Source organism: Macrococcus bovicus (genome assembly GCF_030376725.1).
In the GTDB taxonomy this organism is placed as follows: Bacteria; Bacillota; Bacilli; order Staphylococcales; family Staphylococcaceae; genus Macrococcus; species Macrococcus bovicus.
The window spans coordinates 26,374-48,941 of record NZ_CP128469.1 but is presented as its reverse complement, the minus strand read 5'-3'; the positions used below and the strand labels follow the sequence as shown (position 1 = coordinate 48,941).

Sequence of the window (22,568 nt, the reverse complement as noted above, 5' to 3'; positions counted from 1 at the left end):
TCCTTTGTTTATAAAGATAAAAGGAAAGAAGAAATGTTTCTTCTTTCCTTTATATGTTCAATATTTTTCAACTTAGAAACCTGTTGCCATATTTGTTGCAACCCAGTCAGCAATCATTGAAGCACCATAGATAAGGACAATACCGATCGCAGCGTTCAGAAGATATTGTTTACCTGTCTGAGATCCATTCGGACCACCCCACATGAACTGGTAACCTGCCAGGGCGATGTATACTGCGGCTACTGCGATACCGATCACTTTAAGTGCTAAAGAAACTTTTTTCAGTCCTGCCACGATATTAGATACTGCATCGTTATACTGCATGAAAGAACCCAGGTCAATGAATCCAAGAAAGTCTAGTAAAGATAAGTAGTAAGTTGCACCCATGTGTGTGATAATATCTGTCATTTTAATTTTCTCCTTTTATATCTTCTTTTATTTTGGTTTGATTGTCGTTAGCGTTTGAGGGACTTTGTTTACCTGCTTTGGGGATGCTGTTTAAAAGCATGTCTTCAGCATTTTTGATGATGATGTCATTGATAATCTCAGTGAACATGCCTTTTTTATCAATGATATCCATACGCACTTCCTGTGTGACTTCATCCTTATATTCCTTGAAGTCCAAGCCTTCATTTTCAATGATATTCTTTGCCTGTGATAGTGTGATTTTCACTGCATTTTCTCCTTTCTTTTTTGGTATTTCTTTCAATAACTTATACGCACCACTCCTTTCAATGAATAAAAAAGAGAAACAATCGTAAGATTGTTCCTCAGTCTAAATGTCTACATTTGATTGTTTTCACGACGTTTTAACAGATACAGACCGATGCCACCCATCAAGACAAGTGGTAAACCGTAGTTCAAGAGATAATTCATCCCTTCATTCCCTGTGTCCGGAAGAATAGGATGACTAACATTGCTTGGCTTTTTAATGTCATCATTTTTTGGGTTTTCTACTGTTACTGGATCAACAGTGTTTTTAGGTTGCTCTGTTGTCGGTGTCTCAGTTGTTGGTGCTTCTGTCGTCGGTGCTTCTGTTGTTGACTCCTCTGTCGTTGGCTGTTCTGTTGTTGGGACCTCTGTCGTCGGCGCTTCTGTTGTCGGCTCCTCTGTCGCCGGCGCTTCCGTTGTCGGTTCTTCTGTTGTTGGCTCCTCTGTCGTCGGTACCTTCTTCATCGGAACGATGACGTCCACCTTGTCAGAGTCTGTTGATTTGTCGTCAACTGTCACTTTTGCTGTATTCGGAATCACAGTCTTACCGTCAGCTGTGTAGTCCTTCAGGTCTGCATCTGCCTTGACCTGTGAGTCAATCACCAGTTTAAGGGTCTGACCTGCATATGCTTTCGCATCCTTCGCAGTCCATATGATCACTTCTTTTTCCTCATCAATCGCAAGGTCTCCCTGATTTGTGATGTCCTTGCCTTCGGCATTCAGGACTTTCGCTGATTTCAGGTCTAGCACGTCCTCAAGGTCATCTGAGAGGACCAGCTTTGTGATTTCCTTGCTGTCTGTGATGACTGTATCGACGTTGTAGCGGTAGTCCTTACCGAGTTCTACGTTGCGTGAGTCAACTGCTTTTCCGTCATCCTCAAGGACTGATTTATCAATTGTAGTCTCCGTCGGTTTCTTTGGTACTTTCACATTGACGGTATCTGAATCCATCGGTTTGTCATTGATGATAATTTGAGCTGTGTTCGGAAGGTTATAGACGCCATCCTTCAGATACTTTGTGAGGTCTGCCTCCGACTTCACTGCTGTGTCAATCTCCAGTACAAGCTTTTTACCAGTCAACGCTCCGGCATTTTTCGCAGTCCATGTGACAATTTCCTTACCTTCATCAATCGCAAGGTCACCCTGGTCTGTGATGTCATTACCTGACTCATCCAGAACCTTTGCACTGTTCACTTTGAGTTCATCAACAAGGTCATCCATGAGAACAAGTGACTTAACTGATGGATCATTTGTCACGAATGCATCGACATGATACTTGTAGTTCTGCCCTGACTCAATATCCAGTTCATTGACCAGCTTGCCATCGGCAGCGATGATTGATTTATCGATTTTCGTTAGCGTAGGCGCCTTGGTAGTAGAGAGTGTCTGGTTGGTCTGATATTCATGTCCGTCAATGATACTCTTTGCTGTATTCTCGACGACATCCCCCTGTTTTACACTGTCCTGAGGATCTGCCTTGAACTCAAGGATATAACTGCGCCCATCCATCATCATCTTATCCAGGAAATCCTGGCTCGCCGTGAACATCAGTGTATGTGTGTCTTCTGCGTAAACAAACTGGCCGGGACTTTCAACTGGCTTGCCATCTGAGTCCAGCAGACGGGCTGAGTCAGCCACATAATCTGCATTCTTCGGCAGATTGTCTACGATGTCAAACTGCTTATAACGCTGAAGGGCATCTACGCCTAGAGTATGAGTCTTCTGGCTGATATGGTAGGTCAGCTGTTCATCGATCTCGTAATCATTCTTGGTAACATCCTTTTCATCGGCATCTGACACGGTCTTTTTCGGATCCTGCGGGGCAACATTGAACAGGGTCGATGACGACATGGAGTTCCATGCGCTCCAACGGTTTGTGCTTCCTACCCTGAATGACGGCTTTGTACCTGAGACCTGGAATGAAACTGTATTTTTCTTGAACGTTTCACCACCGATTTTGTCAGTGAAATCATTGCTGTCACCTCTGAATCCTTCCACGTTCTGATAGGTACCCTTAACAATGTTTGAGTCCTGGGTGATATAAATCTCTGATCCTTCAGAGTGGTTGATATAGCCGACAAATTCACCGCCATCTTCCTTCTGTCTTTCTGCTGAGGCGTTTGGATTACCCTTGTAACCGTTGAGCGAGTTGAAGGTATAGTAGATATCATTGTTAGCCTCTATCGCTTTCCCTGACTGGTCAAACAGTTCAATATCAATTGTCAGTCCGGTCATATTATTATAGACATATCCTGAGAACAGGTTGTCACTGATATGCAGAAGTCCTTCATCATAGTCAGATTTAGGATTCTTTTCATATACGAAATCTGAGTAGGTGATTCTGATGTCAATCGGCTGACCCTTGTATGTCGCCTGATTTTTATAGGTCACGGTCACCTTTTTATCTTTCATAGTAGCTTTGTCAATGAGAAATGTACGCGCCCCGTAACCTTCCTTGAAATTGTAGTAAGGATAATGTTCAACGTAATCACGTTTAAGGACAGAGCTTCCATTAGCATCAGCAGGACTCGGCTGACTGATCTCCACCGGCTTTACTGTTCCCGACACTTCAACAGTCGGACGTTCTGATTTACCGCCTTCCGGATTAATGAGGAAGTTATTCTCAACCTTTCGCAATTCATCTGGCTGAATCTTCACTGCCTCACTATTTGATGCTGCATAAGCAGGAACTGTTGAAACAAGCAAAGCAGTGCAGAGTAATGTATTGGCTGTCAGTGCAGACATCTTCTTGTTTATCATGTTTTTCTCCTTTATATTCAAATTTTTAGATTGTAGCCATCAAGACGATATTTCTTTCAGTAGGCGCTCTGGTCCATATCTTCATTTCCATTTGATTCTCCTTTCTGTTTTTCTGTACAAAAAAAGCCCCAATCACAGTTTTTATGATTGGGGTATAATGGAACTAACTATTAAATTTAGGTGGTGTCAGATATGTCTGATTTTTCTAAAACTCTAAAAAAATTGTATATCGATATGAAGAAACATGACTACGATGTAGAAAGTTTTAGTTTCACATACAATAATATTGAATGTGACTGTTTATTTTCAATAGATTCTCAGCCGTTTGAGATAACTTTTATTAAGATGTATTCTGGAGATCTAATTACAGTACCTATTAAGAATGGATTCATTTTTGATCTCTATAGTAATAAAAAAACCTCTGCTGAGTTTCGTAAATTCTTTAATATCGGTTTTACAAGAGGTTCATTTGATCTAACAACATTCTTAAACTACTTCAGTAGAATTATTCCTAGTAGTGTTACTGAAAGAACTTTGCATAAAGTATCTGTAATTGATAAAAAATACGATTTACATAACGGCGAAGGACTTTATTTTGGCGGCACCTTGAATTGGCCTAAAATAAATGCTCGTAAACCTCCTGATGCAAAACATAGACACCGTAGACCAGAGAATCTTGAAAAGACCAAAAAACTATATCCTCAGATTTATAAAAAATATAAATATAAGGACATTTCAGTTTGCTTTGTATCTAAACTTGAAGATGCTAAGCCATTTAATCCAGAAGATCCAGATTAAATGGCTCATGTTGATTAATTATTTTTTCTTTATAATCTTTCAACTGGTTAATGTAATCAATATGACAGCCATCGATTTCTGCATCATGAATCAAGTAATCCCAAAATTCCTTTTCAAATTTCAAGATGTCTGTAATATCATGACCCCAGCTAATCATATGAGCTGTCTCAGCCATGTTATCCGGAACAGTATGTCCGGGCTTAAATCGCTGATTATAAAAATCAAACTCTATACTAGTTTTCAGTGCATTCAGTAAAAGCTGATCTTTTTCTCTATCAAGTTCACATGACTTGCCGTCCTTGAACATGATGTAAGTACACTTCATTATGCCACCTGCTTTCTAACACCATTTATTTACTTGCCTATACTTAAGGATAAGAAATTTGACCCGACAGATTTAAAGTGAATATTTTTCCATACTCATTGAATTGATTACTCAGCTGTTCAAACTGTTTATAATGATGGTCATTATCAATCTTTAACTCTTCAGAAAATCTAAGCCATCGTTCTTTTTCAAGTTTAATCAGTTCTCTAAGCACTTTTTCTGTTCCAGCCCACAAGATAATATCTGATTGAGTATCGTCTACTTCACCAATAATGACTCCTGTGCTGTCACCATTTGAAAATCCGTAATCAATCACATCAATAATTTCCTGTTTATCTTCTGGTTTTAACTGCTTTTCTATACCATCTTTAAGGTAATAACAGTAAACTGTATGAATGATTCGACATCTCCTTTCTTCTACAGACAAAGCACTTAAATCAGATGATTTGAGTGCTTTGTCATTTTCCATATGATGTTTGACTGACTCATTACTTGAAACAACTTTTCTTCCAAAGCCATTTTGCGTAGTCGCTCCGTTCTATCGTATGTTCCTTGTGCATCTGACTGACGACTGTCGCCAGGTCAGTACGCCATCTATGGCCGACGTAGACAATCTCGAATCGCCCGAATGGCACCATATGCAGCGCCATATGATCGGTCAGATGTTTCTTTAATACAATCTCCTTGAAACGCTCCTCAGTTTTTCTGTCGCATCCTGCTGTCATCAACAATTTTCATCCTCACCTCCAATAAAAAAAGCCATCTTTCTTTATTTGGAAAGATGGCTTACGCTCGCATTAAATTTATAATATCGTCATTTATATTTCAGAATTTCAGAAAAGCCAGTACTGATCGGTCCTGAGCATAGAGCTCCAAAACGAGTTCCATCAGGACGAGTGTCTGAATATGTTTTCAGGTCGTCGTTCTCTATATCATGGAAATTGTTTTTAATATTTTTAAGTATGATTTTAGCTCTATTCTTTCTCGTCTGCTTTAAACGGTTAACTTTCATCATTAGTTCCGTAATGTCTGTTTTCAATTATCCTTCATCCTCCTTAATGTTCTTCAATGACACTTCATCATGATTGTTCCTAATGTTTTTTCCTTCACCCATATAACCGAAGATAGCCATATTGTAAGAATTTTTACTTTCTTCAATTTTATAGACATCTAATTTAACAACTTCTTGCATCTGAAGACTTCCCTCATCAACTGCAATGAACTTGTAGTCTGACATTTGGATGACCTCTTTTCACTATAATCTGATAATTATTTACTTCTACACTTATTTATGTAACCTCATAATGTTCCTGTCTTTTTAACAGTTTTTCTACGAGATCAGACAACTTTTTATCATCCATATTTGCAGAGAGGTATGGTTTATAGTTTCCCACTATATATTCCTTGTTGACCATATATAACTCATCCATAGTGAATGTGTCAAACCTATAAAACATGATCCTATATTTATAGTTATAGAACTTCTGATATTGAGTAGCCGGCACAACGGAATTATAACGATGTTCCAAATGCCGCAATCCTTTATCGTTTAAGGCATCAATGACCTTTTGATTATATTGATTGGTTTCTTTGAACCTTTCAAGAATCTTTTTATCCAGAGGTTGTATATAATCACTGAAACAGTTGCATAGTACTTCAGCTAAATGACAGTCCCAAAACTCTCCAGAGAAAACTGAACCATCCTTCTCAGCTAATATGTTGTACTCAATCTCAAGAACTAAGCTATTGACCAATCTCTGAAATTCAGTAATATCTAGAACTGTCTGCACATAACCAAGAGCAATCAACTTCACTGTATAATGATGCCTAAGCTCAATGATGTTATTCATCGGTTACTTCCTTTCTTCTTTTTTTCTCCAAATTAAAAAAAGAACTGTATACCATTTTGATATACAGCCCACACTGATGCTCATCTTTTCTAAAGCGATTTCAACATCTTTACCTAGAAATCCTGGTTTCAACTTCTCTGTGAGTAACCACACACTCACTGATAAAGTAAAACCAATTAACGCAATAGGGAGTATAGCGATTATTCTTAGACTTTCGTTCGTCATCAATTCTCCTCCTGAATATCTATTTACGCAATATAGGCATAGTCGACACAGCCAGCCTTTATCAGATAATGTGTCCTCGAATCATTGATCGGTACTATTTCTTTATGGTCGGCTCTGAATATTTCTTCAAGTACATCGATTGCCTGTTCTCTCGTAGCAAAACGGCAGACTATCTGATGCTGATTGTTGAGATGGAGAACCAGATCACCTTTCCTAGTCTTCATATTCTGTTCCTGCAGGTAATCAATTTCATTTCTGAGACGTCTGATTTCACTGTCTTTTTCCTTGATCATAAGCACCACATCTGCATCAAGACTGTTCATCGTCATCTGTTATTCTCCTCTCTCTTTTATGTCTACCTAACAGTACAATCGACTAACTATAATTTGAACCCCTGCTTTGTTGCTTCATCGACAAGTCTCATCGTTCTTTCAAGCTCATATTTCAATGCTGCATTCTCGTCGGTTACCTTATCGTTTCTATAAAGTGACCATGCTAGTAATACCGTCAAAGTAATAATCATTATCCAGATCATCTGTTTTCCCCTTTCTACATGATATAGGCTTCCTTGATATGACAAGGAACAAGATAGAAATGACCTTGCAGATGTTCAACTCGAACAGATATGTCATCTTCACTTGTTCTGATGTCTTCTATCACTTTTTCAGCTGCCTTACGATTTTCAAATTTCGGAGTAAGCGCTACACCTGAATGCAGGATAATCACGAGCATTGCCTTATCACCACTCATCAGTATATAGTCAAATATCGTTGTCTGACGGTCTGCAATTGTCACTGTCATCATCTCCTTGTTATAGTTTCATTCATTTCTTTCTTCTAGTAGATTGATTTGTGAACATTAATGTTCAATTTAAAATTTGGATTTGGATATAATAAAAAAATTCGGTCTGATCTAGGATTTATGGCTTTGAATCCTGAACCTTCACTGCATCGATCTGCTGAAATTTTATTTTAAATTTCGTAACGGCAAAAATCCTCGTCCTGCTCCCCTGAAGTTTATCTTTTAACTTCGTATCATGGCAGGATATGCAGCTGCAACAGACGGTTTCTAGATGACCGACAACTGTCATGTGAATGACCTTACGTTTTTAGACCTCTCCCCTAATAGCTATGCTCTTATGTCACAGATAACACTGTTCATCGTCCCTGGGAGTCAAGAAACGAACACACGTACATGTTATTCAGTTGTCAATGTGCTGTATTGTGAATCATCTTGCATATTCACAAATCAATCTACTAGAAACGAAACCCTAACGATGCTTCTTCTCGAAATAGATCTTTCTCAGTTCCTTCTGTCCGGGATGCCGTCTGCCATAGATGATCTCAGTCTGACGGTTGCGTACCGTTCTGACATTCCTGAGAATCGTCTGTACCGGAAACTGGATAATGATCTTTGAGGTCTGCACTTCTGCGCTGCTGTAAAGACGCTGTACAAGTCCGTTACCTACATAGACAAAATCCTCTCGCTCAAACGTAGTGAAGAGCCATCCATTCTGCAGAACATCCTTGATATCCACTACATGGCCATACTTCTTAACGTGCTTCCTGCTGTCATAGTTTGCTAACTTCATGTCTGCCACCTTCCTCATTCTCAAAGTTTTGTGGTTATAATCCTGGGGGATTAGTTGTCAATCATTCAAGGCCTGGGAGCGCCCCGTTACAGTTGACAACTAAAAAGAGGACTCACCAACACTATTAACATAGCATCAGCAAGTCCTCAGTCCTCTTAAATATCCATCAAAACAAGCTACAATTCACCCTCCCTTCATTCCATCTACAACGTAAAAGAAGAAGCAAAGAGATATGACCATACATTGACAGAATCACATCAGACAAAGCGTCCTGACATGAACTGCTGTCAATTGTCATTGAATTTAGCGCAGCTTTATATTATGATTTAGATACTGTGCATGCAGATGAGATAGTACCGATATCTTATCTGTGGCACAGGTTTTAAGAGGGGATAAGCCAATAACTATTACCAGTAGTTGTTGGTGATCAGTAAGTTCAGGTGTTCCACCACCTTTACTTACGTCCCCTTTTTAATTGTCAAAAGTAACCTTTATTGATTTTCATGATAATTTACATTTCACTAATCGTCAACAAAAAATCATCATGACAACTAAAAATGTATATATTTTGAATCATACATACCGTTTATTTCTCTTTCAGATAAACATCTTCACTGTCATCTAACTCATCGTTAGATGATATTTTTTCTTTTGCGATGATATAGTCCTTACAATCATCATCACTATCATTCGTAACATCCGAACAATAAGACTCAACATAACGAAGCACAGGATTGTTCTCTTTATCTTTATCCAGAGCCCAATATCCAGCATCAGGCGTTTCATCCACATATCCTGCATGCTGATCCAGCTTATCAAAGGTCACATGGTAATAACCGTCCTTCTGTTTCTCCTCAGTGACCTTATACTCCCCTTCATCAGTCCGACCCAAATTCCCGTTCTCCTTCACCTGAAGCGTCCCGTCATCCCTGAAGGTCAGCAGATATTCGTTGTCACCGCCCTGGGTCGCCTCAAAGGTCTTCCCCTTCAGCATCCCTGCACCTTCCTGATTATTCATCCCACAAGCACCTAATAATAAAGCAGTTGAAACCATCCCACACATCAACAACTTACTTTTCATCCAACTTAGCCCCCTTTATTAATATTAATAGTTAATTATATTATACCAAAAATTGCGTCATATTAACATTTATTAATGATAAAAATTAAAAATTATACGCTATTTATAAACTTTATTATTTAATATATCTATAATTCTATTATCCTCAATATCCCAGTAGATTACAAGAAAAACATAAAAAATATGAGAAATATAATATTCATTGTGTGCAATATTTTTTCTTTATATCTTTTTATCCTACATCCAGATCACTGTTCTACACTGATAGATTAACATATCTTTCCTTATAAGTCGAACGTATGTTCTATTTTTTAGATTTTAGCCATTCTCTTATTAACTTTATATCAGGAATACCAGGCAATTATCAGCGATGGAACCCATAAAGATATATATTATGTATGGCACTGCGGACAGTTTTATTTTCAGCTCGTGTTGATCTCAGAAACAGCTTTATACCGGGTGTTTTCGTCGTTTTCCTGGAATGATTCCAGGACGGCTGTGATTGCATCTGTGATGGCTCTGTTTGCCTCCGGGAGCAACGTCTCAATATACAGTTTGTACTCTGTTTTCTTGACATTGAACTTTCTCACACAATTTAAGGCATGCTGAAACAACGTCTTTCTTGTGTACAGCGTGACTCTGGCATTTCTGCCCTTGGTCGCTGACCAGAAGACGTTATTTGTTATCTTCAGCAGGCCGTAGAGTGAGGATCTTGCGATTCCCAGGTCCTCCATGATCTGCGCAGTTGTCGTCACCAAATAGCCTTCCTCTGCACGCTTGTTCACGTACAGATAAAGGTCTCTCTCCCACTCCATATAGTGGCTTCTTTCACGGTCCTCACGTTTCTTCGCATGCTTCTGGAACCAGAACGTGTTTCTTCTCGAGTCTGTGATCTCACACCAGGCATACATCAGCGCATTGATATGTCTGTTGCTTGCGCCATAATACTCACCAGAATAGGCACTTTCAACCTTCAGATCGACAGTCTGAGCTGATAACGGCTCCTCGAGATTGCTGTTGAAGTTCTGCATGACAGCCAGGCATTCAGCCTTCTCCATGCCTGACGCATAACAGTGCAGCGCCATCGTGAAAATGGCGTTGTCACGGCCGATCTGCCCGTTGGAACCCTTGATATGCTTGCAGTTATAGAGTCTGTGGAACCATTCATCATGGATGCTCTGCACACGTCTGATGGCCACGACATTTGATTTTTCGCCTGTCTCATTGTGGTATTCCTCATAATTCCGGGAGAAGTCGATGAGCTGCGCGACTGTATACTGATTGCCCGGTCTGTAATCAATAATGTTGTCCTGTGTCGGACATCTGAAATAACCGAAATGATTGCATGTGACATCGATACCAGGGATGATCTCTCCGAAGTATCTTCTCAGGTTGATGCTGATTCTTTTTGCCATATCAAGGGCCACGTTACGGCGTCTGGCTTCAGTACGCTTGATATAGATAGGCTCCTTCAAGAAGAACATCACATGGTAGCCGTTCGGTGTATCGAGGATGAGCGTCGGCACCAGGCCGACCTCATGGCCTCTCAGCATGATGTCCCCCATCGTGATATCCTGTTTGTTGATTCCGTCAATGTCTATTGCAAAGACATTGATCTGCTTGAGATTACTCTCGGAATGACCCTTTGTCTTACCATCCATCGTGCGTTTAGCTGAACGATAGACATTCGGTGTGATGTGCGTCAGTATATGGTGACTTTCTGTCAGTGCCTCCATAGAGCCGAAGATGATGCCCTTCTGGTTACACAGCTCCTTCTTGCTACGTGTGCCGAATACCTTGCCTGGATAGAGCTGCTGCCCTTCATCAGCGACTTCAGCCTTCGACCCCTTGTACTTAGTGCCACGGAGTCCGCCGTTCATCATCGCATCCAGGATTTCCTGCATGTCATATTGAGTTGTATACATAAAAAGCTACCTGTCCCTTCCACGTAAAATATTGTTCACGACTGAATTCATGATCAATATTCCGCATGGAAAAGAAGGTAGCTCAAAAAGGATAGGTCAAAATAGATACACTGATCCCGTAAAATTTGTGCATACATCTTGTCAGAGACAAGCACAACAGTTATAATGGTAGTAAGCTAAATAGTTAAAGATATGACTTGACTTGTTTGTTTGTGCTTGTCTTTGACTATCAATCATTACCAACCAAGAACGGGCGATTCCCAAGTCGCTCGTTCTTTTCTTTTCCCGGGACAGCATACCAGGCTGTCCTTTTTTGATGTGGATTCCCAGGCCCACAAAATGAAAAAGCGTCAGTAAATCTCAGTCCGATATTCAGTTGAATGTTGCTGATAACTATAGAATACATGATAGTAAATTTTCTGTAAATAATAAACATTAAAATTAAAATACATTTCTTTTAAATAATCAGTTAAATTGTCCGAGCGTAATGACAATATATATCAAAGTGTGTATACACACTAATATACACACTTTAATTTTAAACGATATAGAAGTGTGTATAAAAATGTGTGTGTGTATGTGTATACACATTTAAATGGATTCAATCGGGGTACGGACTTTTTGAGATATTGAATGAGTATAGAGAAAATTATTTTTATAAATAAGATGTGTATGTGTATACACATCTATTTTTGTCTGCTATAATGTGTGTATACACATCAACATACACATCTAAAAATTGGAGGTTTTATTATGAAGATTGCAACTTTCTCAGCAATAAAAGGCGGCGTCGGAAAAACGACATTATCCTACAATTTCGGTCAGTGGCTCAAACACCAGGGCAAAAAAGTATTATTCATTGACCTCGATCACCAGTGTAACCTGACCCAGACTTTCGATATCTATGAACATACCGGAACTGTGGCCGACATATTCAATCCGAAGAGTGAAGTCAAGATCATCAAGATAGACGACTCACTCTCCATCATTCCAGGCTACATGCGTCTGGACGAAGTGGAAAAAAGTATTGCCACTCAAAGTAATAAGGATATGCTGCTTTACATGTGGCTGGAGGATCATTATCAAGGCCTCGGGCTTGATCAGTTTGATTTCATTCTGATTGACACGCATCCAGACTTCTCTACTATCACTAAAAATGCGATTGCTATCAGTCATTCTGTCTTCAGTCCGATTACACCGAGTGAGCATGGTTTCTCTTCAAGGGACATCCTGATCGAACGTTTCAATGAGTTCAAGAATGAGATGGTTGATTTTAAGACTCGTGAAAGTTACATCACTGCAAAGCTTTATTTCATTGCGAATATGGTTAAACATAACACGAAATCCTCACGTGAGTTCAGAGAAGTTCTCAACCACATTGATGACGTCATCATCGTTGTACCGAATAAGGAGCTTTTCAACAATACTACTCTTGAGAAAAAATCAATTACTGATATGGCAGCTGATAAATCTATCTATAACAAGCACAAGGAATTCTTTATCAACTACGAGGAAGTTATGAAGGAACTGCTTAAGCATATCGAATAAAACTGAAAGGGTGAATATTATGGCATTTGAATTTAACAGTGAAAAGTCTAATAAAATAAAAGAGGCACTGAAGAAGAATGAAGCTTCATCAACATCTGAGGAAAAGACGAAAGTCTCACAGGAGATTCCTGTTGTAGATGAAAAGAACGACTCAGCAAAAACAGCTGAGAATACAAAGACCCAGTCCGCAAAAAGAAAACCTACCAGAAAAATTAAGGAGAACTCAGAGGAGTCTCTCAAGACCATTACAAAGATTAAAAGAAAGACTGTACGTGAGATAGAAAAAAAAGCTCCACATGAGTTCAAGCAGCGATATAACATCATGCTGGATCCAAGCGTAAAGAAAAAGGCTGACAAAATCGCAAAAGAAAAAAACTTCAAATCCACTTCATCTTTCTTAAACGAACTGATTAAAAATCTGTAATTAAGGCAAACTCAAAAATGAGTTTGCTTTTTTTATATCCTGTTAAGTGTGTATGTGCATACACATTTTAAGAGTTTATGGTGTGTATACACATACACATACACATACACATGATAACTTTAAGTTACTGCTCTTTAAATTTTACAAGTCATTGTCTACTATTTGATGAGACAACAATCTTTGGATAAAGATTTATTCAGAAATATTGAATACCTATGTAGAAGTGAAGAACTTAAGTGAAAGCCTGATTAATCAAATAAGTAGAGAGGTAATTGGGTATGAAAACTTTTGTTAATATGTAGCTTACAAACAATGGGTTATACCAAATATCGAAAAATATGAGTGCGTATACACATACACACTAATTGGTTTTTAAACTAAAAAATTTTTGGTTTTTCTATTTAAAAATACGAACACACGTTCTATAATGAAAATAAAAAGGAGTGGTCACGTGGCTATTAGTTACAATGAGATTATTGAAAAATATGACTGCACAATGATCGACAAAACAATATATGATATCATCAACAATTCTTATCAGAAGAAGAAATTTGGTTTTACAAGCATCGAAGACAATCACCAGACAATTGTTTATATGTTGCTGAATTTTGATGTAGAAGATCGAGACACTCTCGCAGGAATCTCCATGTTACCTATGGTGATAGTTGAACATAATCCGAAACTTAAATATTCTGACGAAGTATACTGTATTGTTTCAAGAGTAGGAGACTCTATTCTAAGCCAGGATGTAAAGGGGGATTCTGAATGAGCAAGTCGATCATCAGATATAACTCTGATTCTGGTATTCCGCCTGAATATCGCTATGAAAATGACTATAGAAATATACCGCAGAAGTATCTGAAGAATAATATACCTCAGGGCAGAAAAATGATAAAATGGGCGCCTTTTGCAACAATGCTCCAGCAATTTGAGGAACTGAAAAAAATGATTGAAAAACAGACTCGTGTCTCGAGACCCTCTCTATCAGAAGATCAACTTGTTGAGCTGAACTCAAAATTATTGATGTACATGAATAGGCCAGAGGAATGTGTCATTCACATATTCAATGAGGGGTACATTCAAACTTTGAAGGGATTTATTATGGAGGTCAATGCAGAACATAAAACTCTGATGTTTGCAGTGGAGGACTATCTGACTATTAAAAATATTAGTCTGACTGATATCATCAGCATCGAATAAAAAAGAGACACTCCCAGTGTCCCTGGTCGCCTGAATGAAATGACTTTATTAGCATACAATATGTTGCATATTGTATATTGGATGCAATCAGAACAGCATTGCTATTCTCAGGAATACTACCGCAAATGTGATAAGTGCCACAATCACTATTCCAGACAGGAATACGTACTTGAATATCTTCCACAGTGCAATGACAAAGAAAAATCCAACCACGGCTATGATAGGAATAATCCATAAGCTGAGTACGCCCTGCAAGCCGAAGAAGTAGAACAATGCGATAGACAATAGAATCAATACAGATAATTTATTTCTTGACAACATAATTAAGCCTCCAGTTCTTATATCAGTTCATTTAGTTCACAGGACATACTAACTTTTAAGACAATTCGATTAGATAGACGAATATCAATATATCCGCCTATTTAAGTAAATATCATATGAAAAAGCTCTCTAACTTTTTGGTGATAACATTCTCAATTTATCATACAATCATCTTATATTAATTTGAATTTTCATTACAAGCTGCCTCTATTCTTGTAGAAGTCATAAGATTTATAGATATCGAGTGCCACCGAAAAGTCGAGATTACGGGGCGTCCAAGACTGGGTGTGATAGCCTTCACCTTCCTCATGTTTCACAACCGCATATTCATTCTCTGACAACTGAACAAGTATCAGATAACCGACTGGCAGGCTTTTACCTCTTACAAACTTTCCGGGGATAATGTCCTCTGCAATTTCCTGACGCAAATTTTTAAGATTGGTTCTCATCTTCATCTTCTCCTTTTTTTCAAACACTCGCTCTTAGGTCCTTGAGCTGTGTTCGTTTAATTTTTACGGAGTAGAATGAAGCATCAAGGGGCAGGGGATTCAAGGACAGCTTGCTGAACGGAGTGGTGCCTTGCATCCTCTGACTAGCCGAACGGCCGACTTTTCGGCCAGTGAGACTTTGATGCTATTCTATGAGGTCAAAAATTGAACACAGCGACCTGAGACCGAAGTGTGGTCGAAAAAAGTTCTTGATCTTGATTCAATCAGACAATCGAACATGCTTTACGTGAGATTGTCTCATTGCACTTAGCCAGGAATCCCCCAGGATTCCTGGCCAGGCTTTTCATGGAGCGAAGCAAAATGAAAAGCCCCCAATACGGGAGCTTTGGTTTATGAAGCTACTTCCTCCTCAATCTCCTGAACAAATTCAGGTCTGAAACCTGCTATATAGGCTTTGGCTCCTTCTAATGTTCTGAATGCCTCAGTCCAGCAGTCCTGTGTCGTATTATCTACTGCTATATACCCTTTATCTGTCTTGCAGATATAACTACCCATCAATTCTTCATCTTCTTGATAATGACTGATAATTCTACTCACTTCATTCTCTGTAATTACTTCAAAGTTGTTTTCATTCTCTACATACTCAAAGCATATTTTTCCGTAGTCAATGTCTACTTCTGTCAGTTCATCGTAATCTAGATTTTCCATGAACTCATATAATTCTTCTTCATTGCTAAATTCATGACCAATGAAACTTTGAATAATTCTGCCGCCACGCTGAACTTCTTGTACAACTGCCATCTTTTTTAAGTCCAGGTTCACCTGAAGTTCAAACTCCTCATTTGAACATTCCATGTATGCCAGGGGAAGGGACTTTGTTCTGAAGAAATCGACCAGCGAGACAGGCTCCTCATCGTTATACTCGTTCAGGCTGAAATTCTCATACAATCTGATGATTCTATCTAAATTCAAGTTGCTAAGTTGGCAAGTCATCTTTATCTTCTCCTTTTTTCAAACACTCGCTCTTAAGTTCTTTGAGGTGTGTTCGTTTAATTTTTACGGAGTAGAATGGAGCATCAAGTGGCAGGAGATGCAAGGACAGCCTGCTGAACGGAGTGGTGCCTGGCATCCTCTGACTAGCCGAACGGCCGACTTGTCGGCCAGTGAGACTTTGATGCTATCCTAAGGAGTGAAAAATTGAACACATCGACCAGGAACTTGAGGGGGTTGAAGAACTGTCACTTGAACTTGCTTAATCAGACAATCGAACATGCTTTATGTGAGATTGTCTCATTGTACTTCTGCATGGATCCGCCAGGATTCATGCCAGGGCTTTTTATGGAGCGAAGCAAAAGGAAAAGCCCTGCATATGCAGAGCTTTTTATAGCTTAAGAGTTTAAATACCTTTAGAAAAAGAGAAGATTTAGGCGGTTATAAATATTGATTATGTATTATTTATTCATATTTAATAGAAATAAATATAAGAATACTTATAAAGGATTTTTTTATATAGCATTTGGATATAATTAATTACAGATAGTTACACTTTTCCTTTTTTAATATAATTAGGTATTTATCCCTATTTAGTATTTTGAAGAAAAACTCTGCCCGTTTATATGAATCACTAATTTCTTCGAATGAATAGTTTAAGTTTTCTTTTATTAAACCATCATAGTAATAAAAATTTCCTATAAAAGACATATTTTCCATCTGCAAAGATAATTTGATACCTTCTTCAATACATACTTTCGCTTCCTGAAAATCTTTTTTATCAAAGTATGTTTTAGCTATATTATACTTCACTCTAATTAAATAAATATTTTGAGATAGTCTCGGAGAATCATGAAAATTTTGAGGTATCTTAATTTTTTTAAAATATAAGAAAGCGTTATCATATTTTTTAGCAATTGCATAAAGAATAGCAATAGTATTATAAATTCTATCATCTAAGAAGTTTTTCATAAGTATATTTTCTTCATTGTTTTTTAATAAATTTTTCAATTCATAAATTGCTTGATCAACATGTATATATTTAAGTTGATATTTACACCAAATTTTCTGCCATGTTAGGAAAGCTAAGTACCACTGATTATTTGTTTTATAAGTTAATTCCCTTACTACAATTTTATATACTTTATTGTATTGATGGGAAGTAGTCAGTTTTTCAATCTCATTAACAATTGTATTTGTGTGAAAATACTTTTCATCTTGCATAACATTCAAAAAGAAAGAAAGAGGTTTTTTTAGCTTAATTGATATTGCATATAGAATTTCCAAACCTGGTAAGATTTCATTTTTCTCAATCATGCTTATAGTAGCTTGAGTACATATATTTTCACTTAGTTTACATTGAGTCATGTTCATTTCTTTTCTTGTAGCTCGAATAATACTTCCTAATTTATTACTCATTTTTCCCCCTCTAAATCTCTTAACAAAAGGAGCCATTAAGAATGAAATCAAAACAAATCTTCTTAAAATTTTGTTTATTACTCGTTATTACCACAGTTCCTAATCTAGCTTTAGATAATTACCAAGGACCCGTGAAAATACATGAATACATCAAAGAATCTTATTCCTCCGGCTTACCCTATGAAATATAAAAGGATGTATTATAACATCCTTTTACAAAATGAATCTAATTATTTTTTTTTTCATCATAATAACCTTTAATCACTAAAAAAATAGCCATTATTAACAATACAACAATAATAAATTTTTGAATTACGTTTTCGCTAGTGATTAATAAGTTTACTGAATACAAAAAACCTAATAACAACAAAATATAAAATATTATATTTTTCATCTTATACACTCCTCATATATCATTTCATGATAAATTTTAACATAAATAGGATATATTTTCATTGAAAGGAGGTGAAAATTCATGAAAAAGGGAGTTCTAGCACTTATAACCATTGCTCTACTTTTAACTATCATTTCATCTTTTTCATATAACTCTGCTGAAGCCAGTACAACTATCGGAACTTTTGAAACTAAAGATGATAACTTATTGACTACTACGGATACGCAACCAAAGTATTTCTGGGCATCTATTGGACGTGCTGCACTAGGTGGTATAGTTGGCGGTGCCGCATATGATGCTGTTAAAGGACTCGCTGCTGGATCAGGTTCAACATCTGGTAGCAAGACATATGCAGGCATGCAACACACTGCGTACGCATGCTATGGTATAAAACAAACAGACAATTCAAGATTTGAAGATACTGCTGAGTTTGCGAGGTAATATATTTAAAGGTGTAGACAAGTGTCTACACCTTTAAATAATAAGGGAGGAAAATATGAGAAAAAATCATATATTGATTGTTTTAATGACTGCTCTGATAAGTATGCATATGATTTTTACAATACTATATAATATGCCAGTGACACCTTTTACGAAAAAATATGAAAATATAACCAATAGTTATATGAAGCCTTTGTTTGAACAAAACTGGAATCTATTTGCTCCTGACCCAGTAAGTACTAATACAAAGTTAAATGTACGTTTCGTTTCTGGTTCACAAACTATTAGCAAGGCTGAATGGTACGACTTATCTTCAAAATATCATAAATATTCAAGAACTCAATATCTTCATCCATACCTTTTTAAAAATTCAATACTCACACAATTTGAGAACACAATTCTAAAAGATAGCTCCTTAGTAAATAAAAAGAATCCTCATAATAGTGAAAACATTATTTTCTATCGTGAAAATTCGGATGTATATTCCATTTATCAATTCGTTTATGATGAGTTAAAAAAAGATGGAATTAAACCCTCGAAAATACAGATCAGATATAAAACAGAATACTTTTCGTCATATGGAAGAAATGATAAAAGTTCGTATGAGATTACTTATTTACCAATTGTTTCTTCAAATGAAATAGAGGAGACTCGTTATGAAAAAAATCACGAATAAATATATCGATTATATTTCTAAAAGTTATGCCGGGCTTATTGGCTTAAGTATTGCAAGAATTGGCATTGGGTTAGCTACCTTAATAATATTGCTTTCTTGTTTTCCCATCCGAAAAGATATATGGACTACTACATACCTTAGAGTTCACCATATTGATTTTGGAAATTATTTTGATTTATTTTATTTTTTATGTATTATAGTAACTGTTTTTTTCATTTTAGGTATTGAGTCTTATATATTCAATATAATTGTTTTCGTGACTATAACAATTCTATACCAATCTAATATATACATATTAGATGGAGGTAATAATTTAGTCTCAATAATACTGTTTTATATGCTGTTTACTAAAAATGCTCAATACTTCTCTTTATACAAGGGGAAAATAAGCAATAATAAAATACTAATTGCTATGCATAACTTATTTTATTTTCTAATTATTTTTCAAGTATGTACAGTATATTTTTTTGCTGGACTTGCTAAGGCAAGAGGGAATATGTGGATCCACGGTACGGCTCCCTATTACATTTTTAACCTTGATTCATTTTCGATGCAGCCACTCCAATTTATTACTCAATTGTTAGTTAAATCTACTTTTATGATTACTTTAATTTCTTACTTAGCAATTTTTACTCAACTATTATTTCCTATAATGCTTTTCAATAAATACACAAAAATATTTGCTATTATTGGAAGTATATGTTTTCATTTCAGTATTATAATTTTTATGGGATTAGTACCTTTTGGTATAACTATGATTGCTTTAGATTTAAGTCTTATTAGTGATAACGTTTATAGAAATCTATCTAGTTCTATCGCCAAATTAAAACTTCGGAGGAATAAACATGCATAATATTATTTTTTTCGATGGTGATTGTTCATTCTGCAATAAATATATTCAGTTTCTAATAAAATTTGATAAAGATAATAAATTTTATTTTGCTACGTTAAATTCTCAAACATATAAAAAATTTAGCGATAATTGGATACCCCAACCGGATATAGATAGTATTTTATATTATAAAAACTCAAATTTTTATTACTATAGTGACGCTATTATAGAAATTCTTAGCGATATAAATATATTCTTTAAAGTTTTTAAATTAATACCTCAGAAAATAAGGGATATTTTCTACAAGTTATTTGCTCGACATAGATATAAGTTTAATAAGAATAGCTGTGTCTTACCTCCTAAAGAAGTGCAGTATAAATTCCTAGATTGAGTGTGCTTCTCTTATTGCACTTCTGCATGGATCCGCCAGGATTCATGCAGAGGCTTTTTATGGAGCGAAGCAAAAGAAAAAGCCCCCTGCTTTTAGTGAAGGGGCTGAACACTCTGCTAGAAATAACCTTTTTCTTTCAAGGAAATAAAACTGTTGTCTCCAACTATGATGTGGTCTAGCAACTCAATTCCGAACAACTGACCACATTGTGCCAGTCGCTGTGTTGCTTCAATATCTTCTTGTGATGGGGTCGGGTCGCCACTCGGATGATTATGACAGACGATGATATTCGCTGCAGAATGAGTGACTGCAATCTTGAACACTTCTCTTGGATGAACGATTGAAGCATTCAGACTACCTTTGAAGACCATTTCCTTGTGTATAACTAGATTTTTTGTATTTAGACACAGTACATGAAACTCTTCCTGTTGTTTTCCTTTTAAGATAGGAGCCATGATTTCATATGCACATTGAGGGGATTTTATTTTGTCAATTTGCTTCGGCTTTGATAGTTCATCAAATTGTCTAGAGACAATCATGAGTCTCTTTTTATCTGTATCTGATAACCCTTCAATGTGACTGATATATTCCTCATTCAACAGAATTTCCACAGACAGACCTTTCACAACTTCTTGTCCTTTTTTTGTCAGCAATTTGATTAAGTGATTTTTCATCCTTATCTTCTCCTTTTTTCAAACACTCACTCTTAAGTTCTTTGAGGTGTGTTCGTTTAATTTTTACGGAGTAGAATGGAGCATCAAGGGGCAGGGGATGCAAGGACAGCTTGCTGAACGGAGTGATGCCTTGCATCCTCTGACTAGCCGAACGGCCGACTTGTCGGCCAGTGAGACTTTGATGCTATTCTAAGGAGTGAAAAATTGAACACACCTTAAGGGCTTAGGAGTGTTGGAGAACTGGATTTTGATCTTAATCAATCAGACAATCGAATATGCTCTATGTGAGACTGTCTTATTGTACTTCTGCAGTTATCATGCAAGGCTTAGATTAAGTTATATATTCAAATTTTAATTTTAATTCGGTATCTGTGGGAATCGCTATTTCTGTCAAAAAGGATAAAGTAGGATTCATTTCTCCATTCTCAATTCCAGCAATAATCGATTGGGTTTATCATGAAAGAAGTACTTTTAAGCTTTATTCAATTTAAGATTGGCGTTTGCTAGCAAAAGTCTCTCCCCTTTTTCAAGAAGGGAAACTCCTGTTTATACCTTCCAGGTATGGACAAACTTATTTTTTGGAAGAATCATTCTTTTTTTCTTGTTAGACTTTGATTCGATCATCAAGCATAAAATGATAGACTTTGAGGACACAACCGAAAGCCTCAGTAAAAAATTTTCTGTTCTTCCATTGGATATACTCTCAATCGATAGACTTTAAACTGTTCCACAATTTCCACCTACTCTATTAATAGTGATCAATATTCAAAATATAACATAAACTAAAAAGAGTGGTATTCATCACCTACCTACAGAGGATGGGCGACTTCTGCCTAAATCAGTTAAAAATTTATCCTAATTGAAATTAATGCTTTTTATCCATAAACTAAAAATTAAAAATTTTCAATACTTTTTTCCCCTTTATTTATATGTTAATATGTTAGTAATTTGTATATAAGGAGGATTAAAGTGGAAAAAATTTGTATATTCTGTGGCTCTAATAATGGTCATAATGCCTTGTATAGAAAAGCAGTTATAGACTTGATAGCAGAAATTAAAAAAGAAGGAATGGGAATAATTTATGGAGGAGGAAAAGTAGGACTAATGGGGTTGGTGGCTTCTGAGTCTATAAAATCCAGTGTGAGTATAACAGGAGTAATGCCAAATTTTTTAGTTGAAAGAGAAATTGCTCATGATGATATTGATGAACTAATTAAGGTAAAAGATATGGGTGAAAGAATTAAAACAATGGCAGACCTATCAAATGGTTTTTTAATACTTCCAGGAGGATTTGGTACTTTTGAAGAGTTGTTTGAAATTCTATCATGGAGTCAAATGGGATTACATACAAAACCTATAGGAGTTTTAAATATAGCTGGTTTTTTTAATCCTCTGATTAGTTTAATTAATAATTCAATTGATTCAGGATTTGCACCGAAAGAAAATAAAGAGCTAATTATCATAGATTCATCAATAGAATCATTATTGAGTAAAATGAAAGACTTCAAGCATGAACTTCCAAATAAATATATGAATTGAGGTG

The 22,568-nt window shown here is 36.6% G+C and carries 31 protein-coding genes; 10 read left to right on the top strand and 21 right to left on the bottom strand.

All coding sequences use genetic code 11. The annotated features are described in order from the left end of the window. Nucleotides 1-72: 72 nt before the first annotated feature. The 3 genes from QSV55_RS00355 to QSV55_RS00345 all read right to left on the bottom strand — a co-directional run bounded on the left by QSV55_RS00355 (nt 73) and on the right by QSV55_RS00345 (nt 3,471). Nucleotides 73-408 carry a TrbC/VirB2 family protein gene (locus tag QSV55_RS00355; protein WP_289649399.1) on the bottom strand — a complete coding sequence of 112 codons (336 nt, stop codon included), beginning with the start codon at nt 406-408 and terminating at the stop codon, nt 73-75. Between the two features lies 1 nt (nt 409). Next, nucleotides 410-673, bottom strand: a complete 264-nt coding sequence (locus tag QSV55_RS00350; protein ID WP_289649398.1) for a hypothetical protein — start codon at nt 671-673, stop codon at nt 410-412. Between the two features lie 110 nt (nt 674-783). Beyond that, nucleotides 784-3,471: an isopeptide-forming domain-containing fimbrial protein gene (locus tag QSV55_RS00345; protein ID WP_289649397.1), complete on the bottom strand. Its 2,688-nt coding sequence runs from the start codon at nt 3,469-3,471 to the stop codon at nt 784-786. Between the two features lie 192 nt (nt 3,472-3,663). On the opposite strand from QSV55_RS00345, the gene QSV55_RS00340 reads away from it, so the two are divergent. Then, nucleotides 3,664-4,269, top strand: a complete 606-nt coding sequence (locus QSV55_RS00340; protein WP_289649396.1) for a DUF6037 family protein — start codon at nt 3,664-3,666, stop codon at nt 4,267-4,269. Here the strand turns inward: QSV55_RS00340 and QSV55_RS00335 are convergent. The 12 genes from QSV55_RS00335 to QSV55_RS00280 all read right to left on the bottom strand — a co-directional run bounded on the left by QSV55_RS00335 (nt 4,247) and on the right by QSV55_RS00280 (nt 11,266). Continuing rightward, a complete protein-coding gene (locus tag QSV55_RS00335; RefSeq protein ID WP_289649395.1) occupies nt 4,247-4,594 on the bottom strand; it encodes a hypothetical protein in 348 nt (115 codons plus the stop codon). The genes QSV55_RS00340 and QSV55_RS00335 overlap by 23 nt on opposite strands. Before the next feature lie 43 nt (nt 4,595-4,637). Next, complete coding sequence (locus tag QSV55_RS00330; RefSeq protein ID WP_289649394.1) at nt 4,638-5,063, bottom strand: hypothetical protein; 426 nt, start codon at nt 5,061-5,063, stop codon at nt 4,638-4,640. 19 nt (nt 5,064-5,082) lie between these two features. Then, a complete protein-coding gene (locus tag QSV55_RS00325; RefSeq protein WP_289649393.1) occupies nt 5,083-5,322 on the bottom strand; it encodes a hypothetical protein in 240 nt (79 codons plus the stop codon). A 311-nt stretch (nt 5,323-5,633) separates the two neighbouring features. Next, a complete protein-coding gene (locus tag QSV55_RS00320) occupies nt 5,634-5,831 on the bottom strand; it encodes a hypothetical protein (protein ID WP_289649392.1) in 198 nt (65 codons plus the stop codon). A 52-nt stretch (nt 5,832-5,883) separates the two neighbouring features. Next, nucleotides 5,884-6,444 carry a hypothetical protein gene (locus QSV55_RS00315; protein ID WP_289649391.1) on the bottom strand — a complete coding sequence of 187 codons (561 nt, stop codon included), beginning with the start codon at nt 6,442-6,444 and terminating at the stop codon, nt 5,884-5,886. Nucleotides 6,445-6,447: 3 nt separating this feature from the next. Continuing rightward, nucleotides 6,448-6,669, bottom strand: coding sequence for a hypothetical protein (locus QSV55_RS00310; RefSeq protein WP_289649390.1), 222 nt, complete (start codon nt 6,667-6,669; stop codon nt 6,448-6,450). A 23-nt stretch (nt 6,670-6,692) separates the two neighbouring features. Then, nucleotides 6,693-6,998, bottom strand: coding sequence for a hypothetical protein (locus QSV55_RS00305; RefSeq protein WP_289649389.1), 306 nt, complete (start codon nt 6,996-6,998; stop codon nt 6,693-6,695). 50 nt (nt 6,999-7,048) lie between these two features. Continuing rightward, nucleotides 7,049-7,204, bottom strand: a complete 156-nt coding sequence (locus tag QSV55_RS00300; protein WP_289649388.1) for a hypothetical protein — start codon at nt 7,202-7,204, stop codon at nt 7,049-7,051. A 14-nt stretch (nt 7,205-7,218) separates the two neighbouring features. Beyond that, nucleotides 7,219-7,464, bottom strand: a complete 246-nt coding sequence (locus QSV55_RS00295) for a hypothetical protein (protein ID WP_289649387.1) — start codon at nt 7,462-7,464, stop codon at nt 7,219-7,221. 475 nt (nt 7,465-7,939) lie between these two features. Then, nucleotides 7,940-8,260 (bottom strand): hypothetical protein, encoded by a 321-nt coding sequence (locus QSV55_RS00290; RefSeq protein ID WP_289649386.1) that lies wholly within the window; start codon nt 8,258-8,260, stop codon nt 7,940-7,942. Between the two features lie 586 nt (nt 8,261-8,846). Then, the gene (locus QSV55_RS00285; RefSeq protein ID WP_289649385.1) at nt 8,847-9,341 is read right to left on the bottom strand and encodes a hypothetical protein; all 495 of its coding nucleotides are present in this window, start codon (nt 9,339-9,341) and stop codon (nt 8,847-8,849) included. 422 nt (nt 9,342-9,763) lie between these two features. After that, nucleotides 9,764-11,266: a primase C-terminal domain-containing protein gene (locus QSV55_RS00280; RefSeq protein WP_289649384.1), complete on the bottom strand. Its 1,503-nt coding sequence runs from the start codon at nt 11,264-11,266 to the stop codon at nt 9,764-9,766. 753 nt (nt 11,267-12,019) lie between these two features. Between QSV55_RS00280 and QSV55_RS00275 the strand changes: the two genes are divergently transcribed. The 4 genes from QSV55_RS00275 to QSV55_RS00260 all read left to right on the top strand — a co-directional run bounded on the left by QSV55_RS00275 (nt 12,020) and on the right by QSV55_RS00260 (nt 14,438). Next, nucleotides 12,020-12,814: a ParA family protein gene (locus QSV55_RS00275; RefSeq protein WP_289649383.1), complete on the top strand. Its 795-nt coding sequence runs from the start codon at nt 12,020-12,022 to the stop codon at nt 12,812-12,814. 19 nt (nt 12,815-12,833) lie between these two features. Beyond that, nucleotides 12,834-13,238: a hypothetical protein gene (locus tag QSV55_RS00270; protein WP_289649382.1), complete on the top strand. Its 405-nt coding sequence runs from the start codon at nt 12,834-12,836 to the stop codon at nt 13,236-13,238. Nucleotides 13,239-13,689: 451 nt separating this feature from the next. After that, entirely contained in the window at nt 13,690-14,007 is a 318-nt protein-coding gene (locus tag QSV55_RS00265; protein ID WP_289649381.1) for a hypothetical protein, read from the top strand. Then, a complete protein-coding gene (locus QSV55_RS00260) occupies nt 14,004-14,438 on the top strand; it encodes a YolD-like family protein (RefSeq protein ID WP_289649380.1) in 435 nt (144 codons plus the stop codon). The genes QSV55_RS00265 and QSV55_RS00260 overlap by 4 nt, the downstream gene beginning before the upstream one ends. An 87-nt stretch (nt 14,439-14,525) precedes the next feature. On the opposite strand, the gene QSV55_RS00255 is transcribed toward QSV55_RS00260, so the two are convergent. The 5 genes from QSV55_RS00255 to QSV55_RS00235 all read right to left on the bottom strand — a co-directional run bounded on the left by QSV55_RS00255 (nt 14,526) and on the right by QSV55_RS00235 (nt 18,011). Then, nucleotides 14,526-14,759: a hypothetical protein gene (locus QSV55_RS00255; RefSeq protein WP_289649379.1), complete on the bottom strand. Its 234-nt coding sequence runs from the start codon at nt 14,757-14,759 to the stop codon at nt 14,526-14,528. Between the two features lie 194 nt (nt 14,760-14,953). Then, a complete protein-coding gene (locus QSV55_RS00250) occupies nt 14,954-15,208 on the bottom strand; it encodes a hypothetical protein (RefSeq protein WP_289649378.1) in 255 nt (84 codons plus the stop codon). 390 nt (nt 15,209-15,598) lie between these two features. Further along, nucleotides 15,599-16,201, bottom strand: coding sequence for a hypothetical protein (locus tag QSV55_RS00245; protein WP_289649451.1), 603 nt, complete (start codon nt 16,199-16,201; stop codon nt 15,599-15,601). Nucleotides 16,202-16,738: 537 nt separating this feature from the next. Next, nucleotides 16,739-17,617, bottom strand: coding sequence for a helix-turn-helix domain-containing protein (locus QSV55_RS00240; RefSeq protein WP_289649450.1), 879 nt, complete (start codon nt 17,615-17,617; stop codon nt 16,739-16,741). Between the two features lie 226 nt (nt 17,618-17,843). Then, a complete protein-coding gene (locus tag QSV55_RS00235; protein ID WP_289649449.1) occupies nt 17,844-18,011 on the bottom strand; it encodes a hypothetical protein in 168 nt (55 codons plus the stop codon). A gap of 81 nt (nt 18,012-18,092) precedes the next feature. On the opposite strand from QSV55_RS00235, the gene QSV55_RS00230 reads away from it, so the two are divergent. The 4 genes from QSV55_RS00230 to QSV55_RS00215 are packed head-to-tail and all read left to right on the top strand — an operon-like array spanning nt 18,093 to nt 20,351. After that, a complete protein-coding gene (locus QSV55_RS00230) occupies nt 18,093-18,452 on the top strand; it encodes a hypothetical protein (RefSeq protein WP_289649448.1) in 360 nt (119 codons plus the stop codon). 55 nt (nt 18,453-18,507) lie between these two features. Then, on the top strand, nt 18,508-19,128 hold the full coding sequence (locus QSV55_RS00225; protein WP_289649447.1) for a DUF5819 family protein: 621 nt from the start codon (nt 18,508-18,510) through the stop codon (nt 19,126-19,128). Next, nucleotides 19,109-19,981 (top strand): HTTM domain-containing protein, encoded by an 873-nt coding sequence (locus QSV55_RS00220; RefSeq protein ID WP_289649446.1) that lies wholly within the window; start codon nt 19,109-19,111, stop codon nt 19,979-19,981. The genes QSV55_RS00225 and QSV55_RS00220 overlap by 20 nt, the downstream gene beginning before the upstream one ends. Beyond that, a complete protein-coding gene (locus QSV55_RS00215; protein ID WP_289649445.1) occupies nt 19,974-20,351 on the top strand; it encodes a thiol-disulfide oxidoreductase DCC family protein in 378 nt (125 codons plus the stop codon). The genes QSV55_RS00220 and QSV55_RS00215 overlap by 8 nt, the downstream gene beginning before the upstream one ends. 116 nt (nt 20,352-20,467) lie before the next feature. Here the strand turns inward: QSV55_RS00215 and QSV55_RS00210 are convergent, their stop codons facing one another. After that, nucleotides 20,468-21,025, bottom strand: a complete 558-nt coding sequence (locus QSV55_RS00210; RefSeq protein WP_289649444.1) for a JAB domain-containing protein — start codon at nt 21,023-21,025, stop codon at nt 20,468-20,470. A 969-nt stretch (nt 21,026-21,994) separates the two neighbouring features. On the opposite strand from QSV55_RS00210, the gene QSV55_RS00205 reads away from it, so the two are divergent. After that, nucleotides 21,995-22,564 (top strand): LOG family protein, encoded by a 570-nt coding sequence (locus QSV55_RS00205; protein ID WP_289649443.1) that lies wholly within the window; start codon nt 21,995-21,997, stop codon nt 22,562-22,564. The last annotated feature ends 4 nt before the right edge of the window (nt 22,565-22,568 follow it).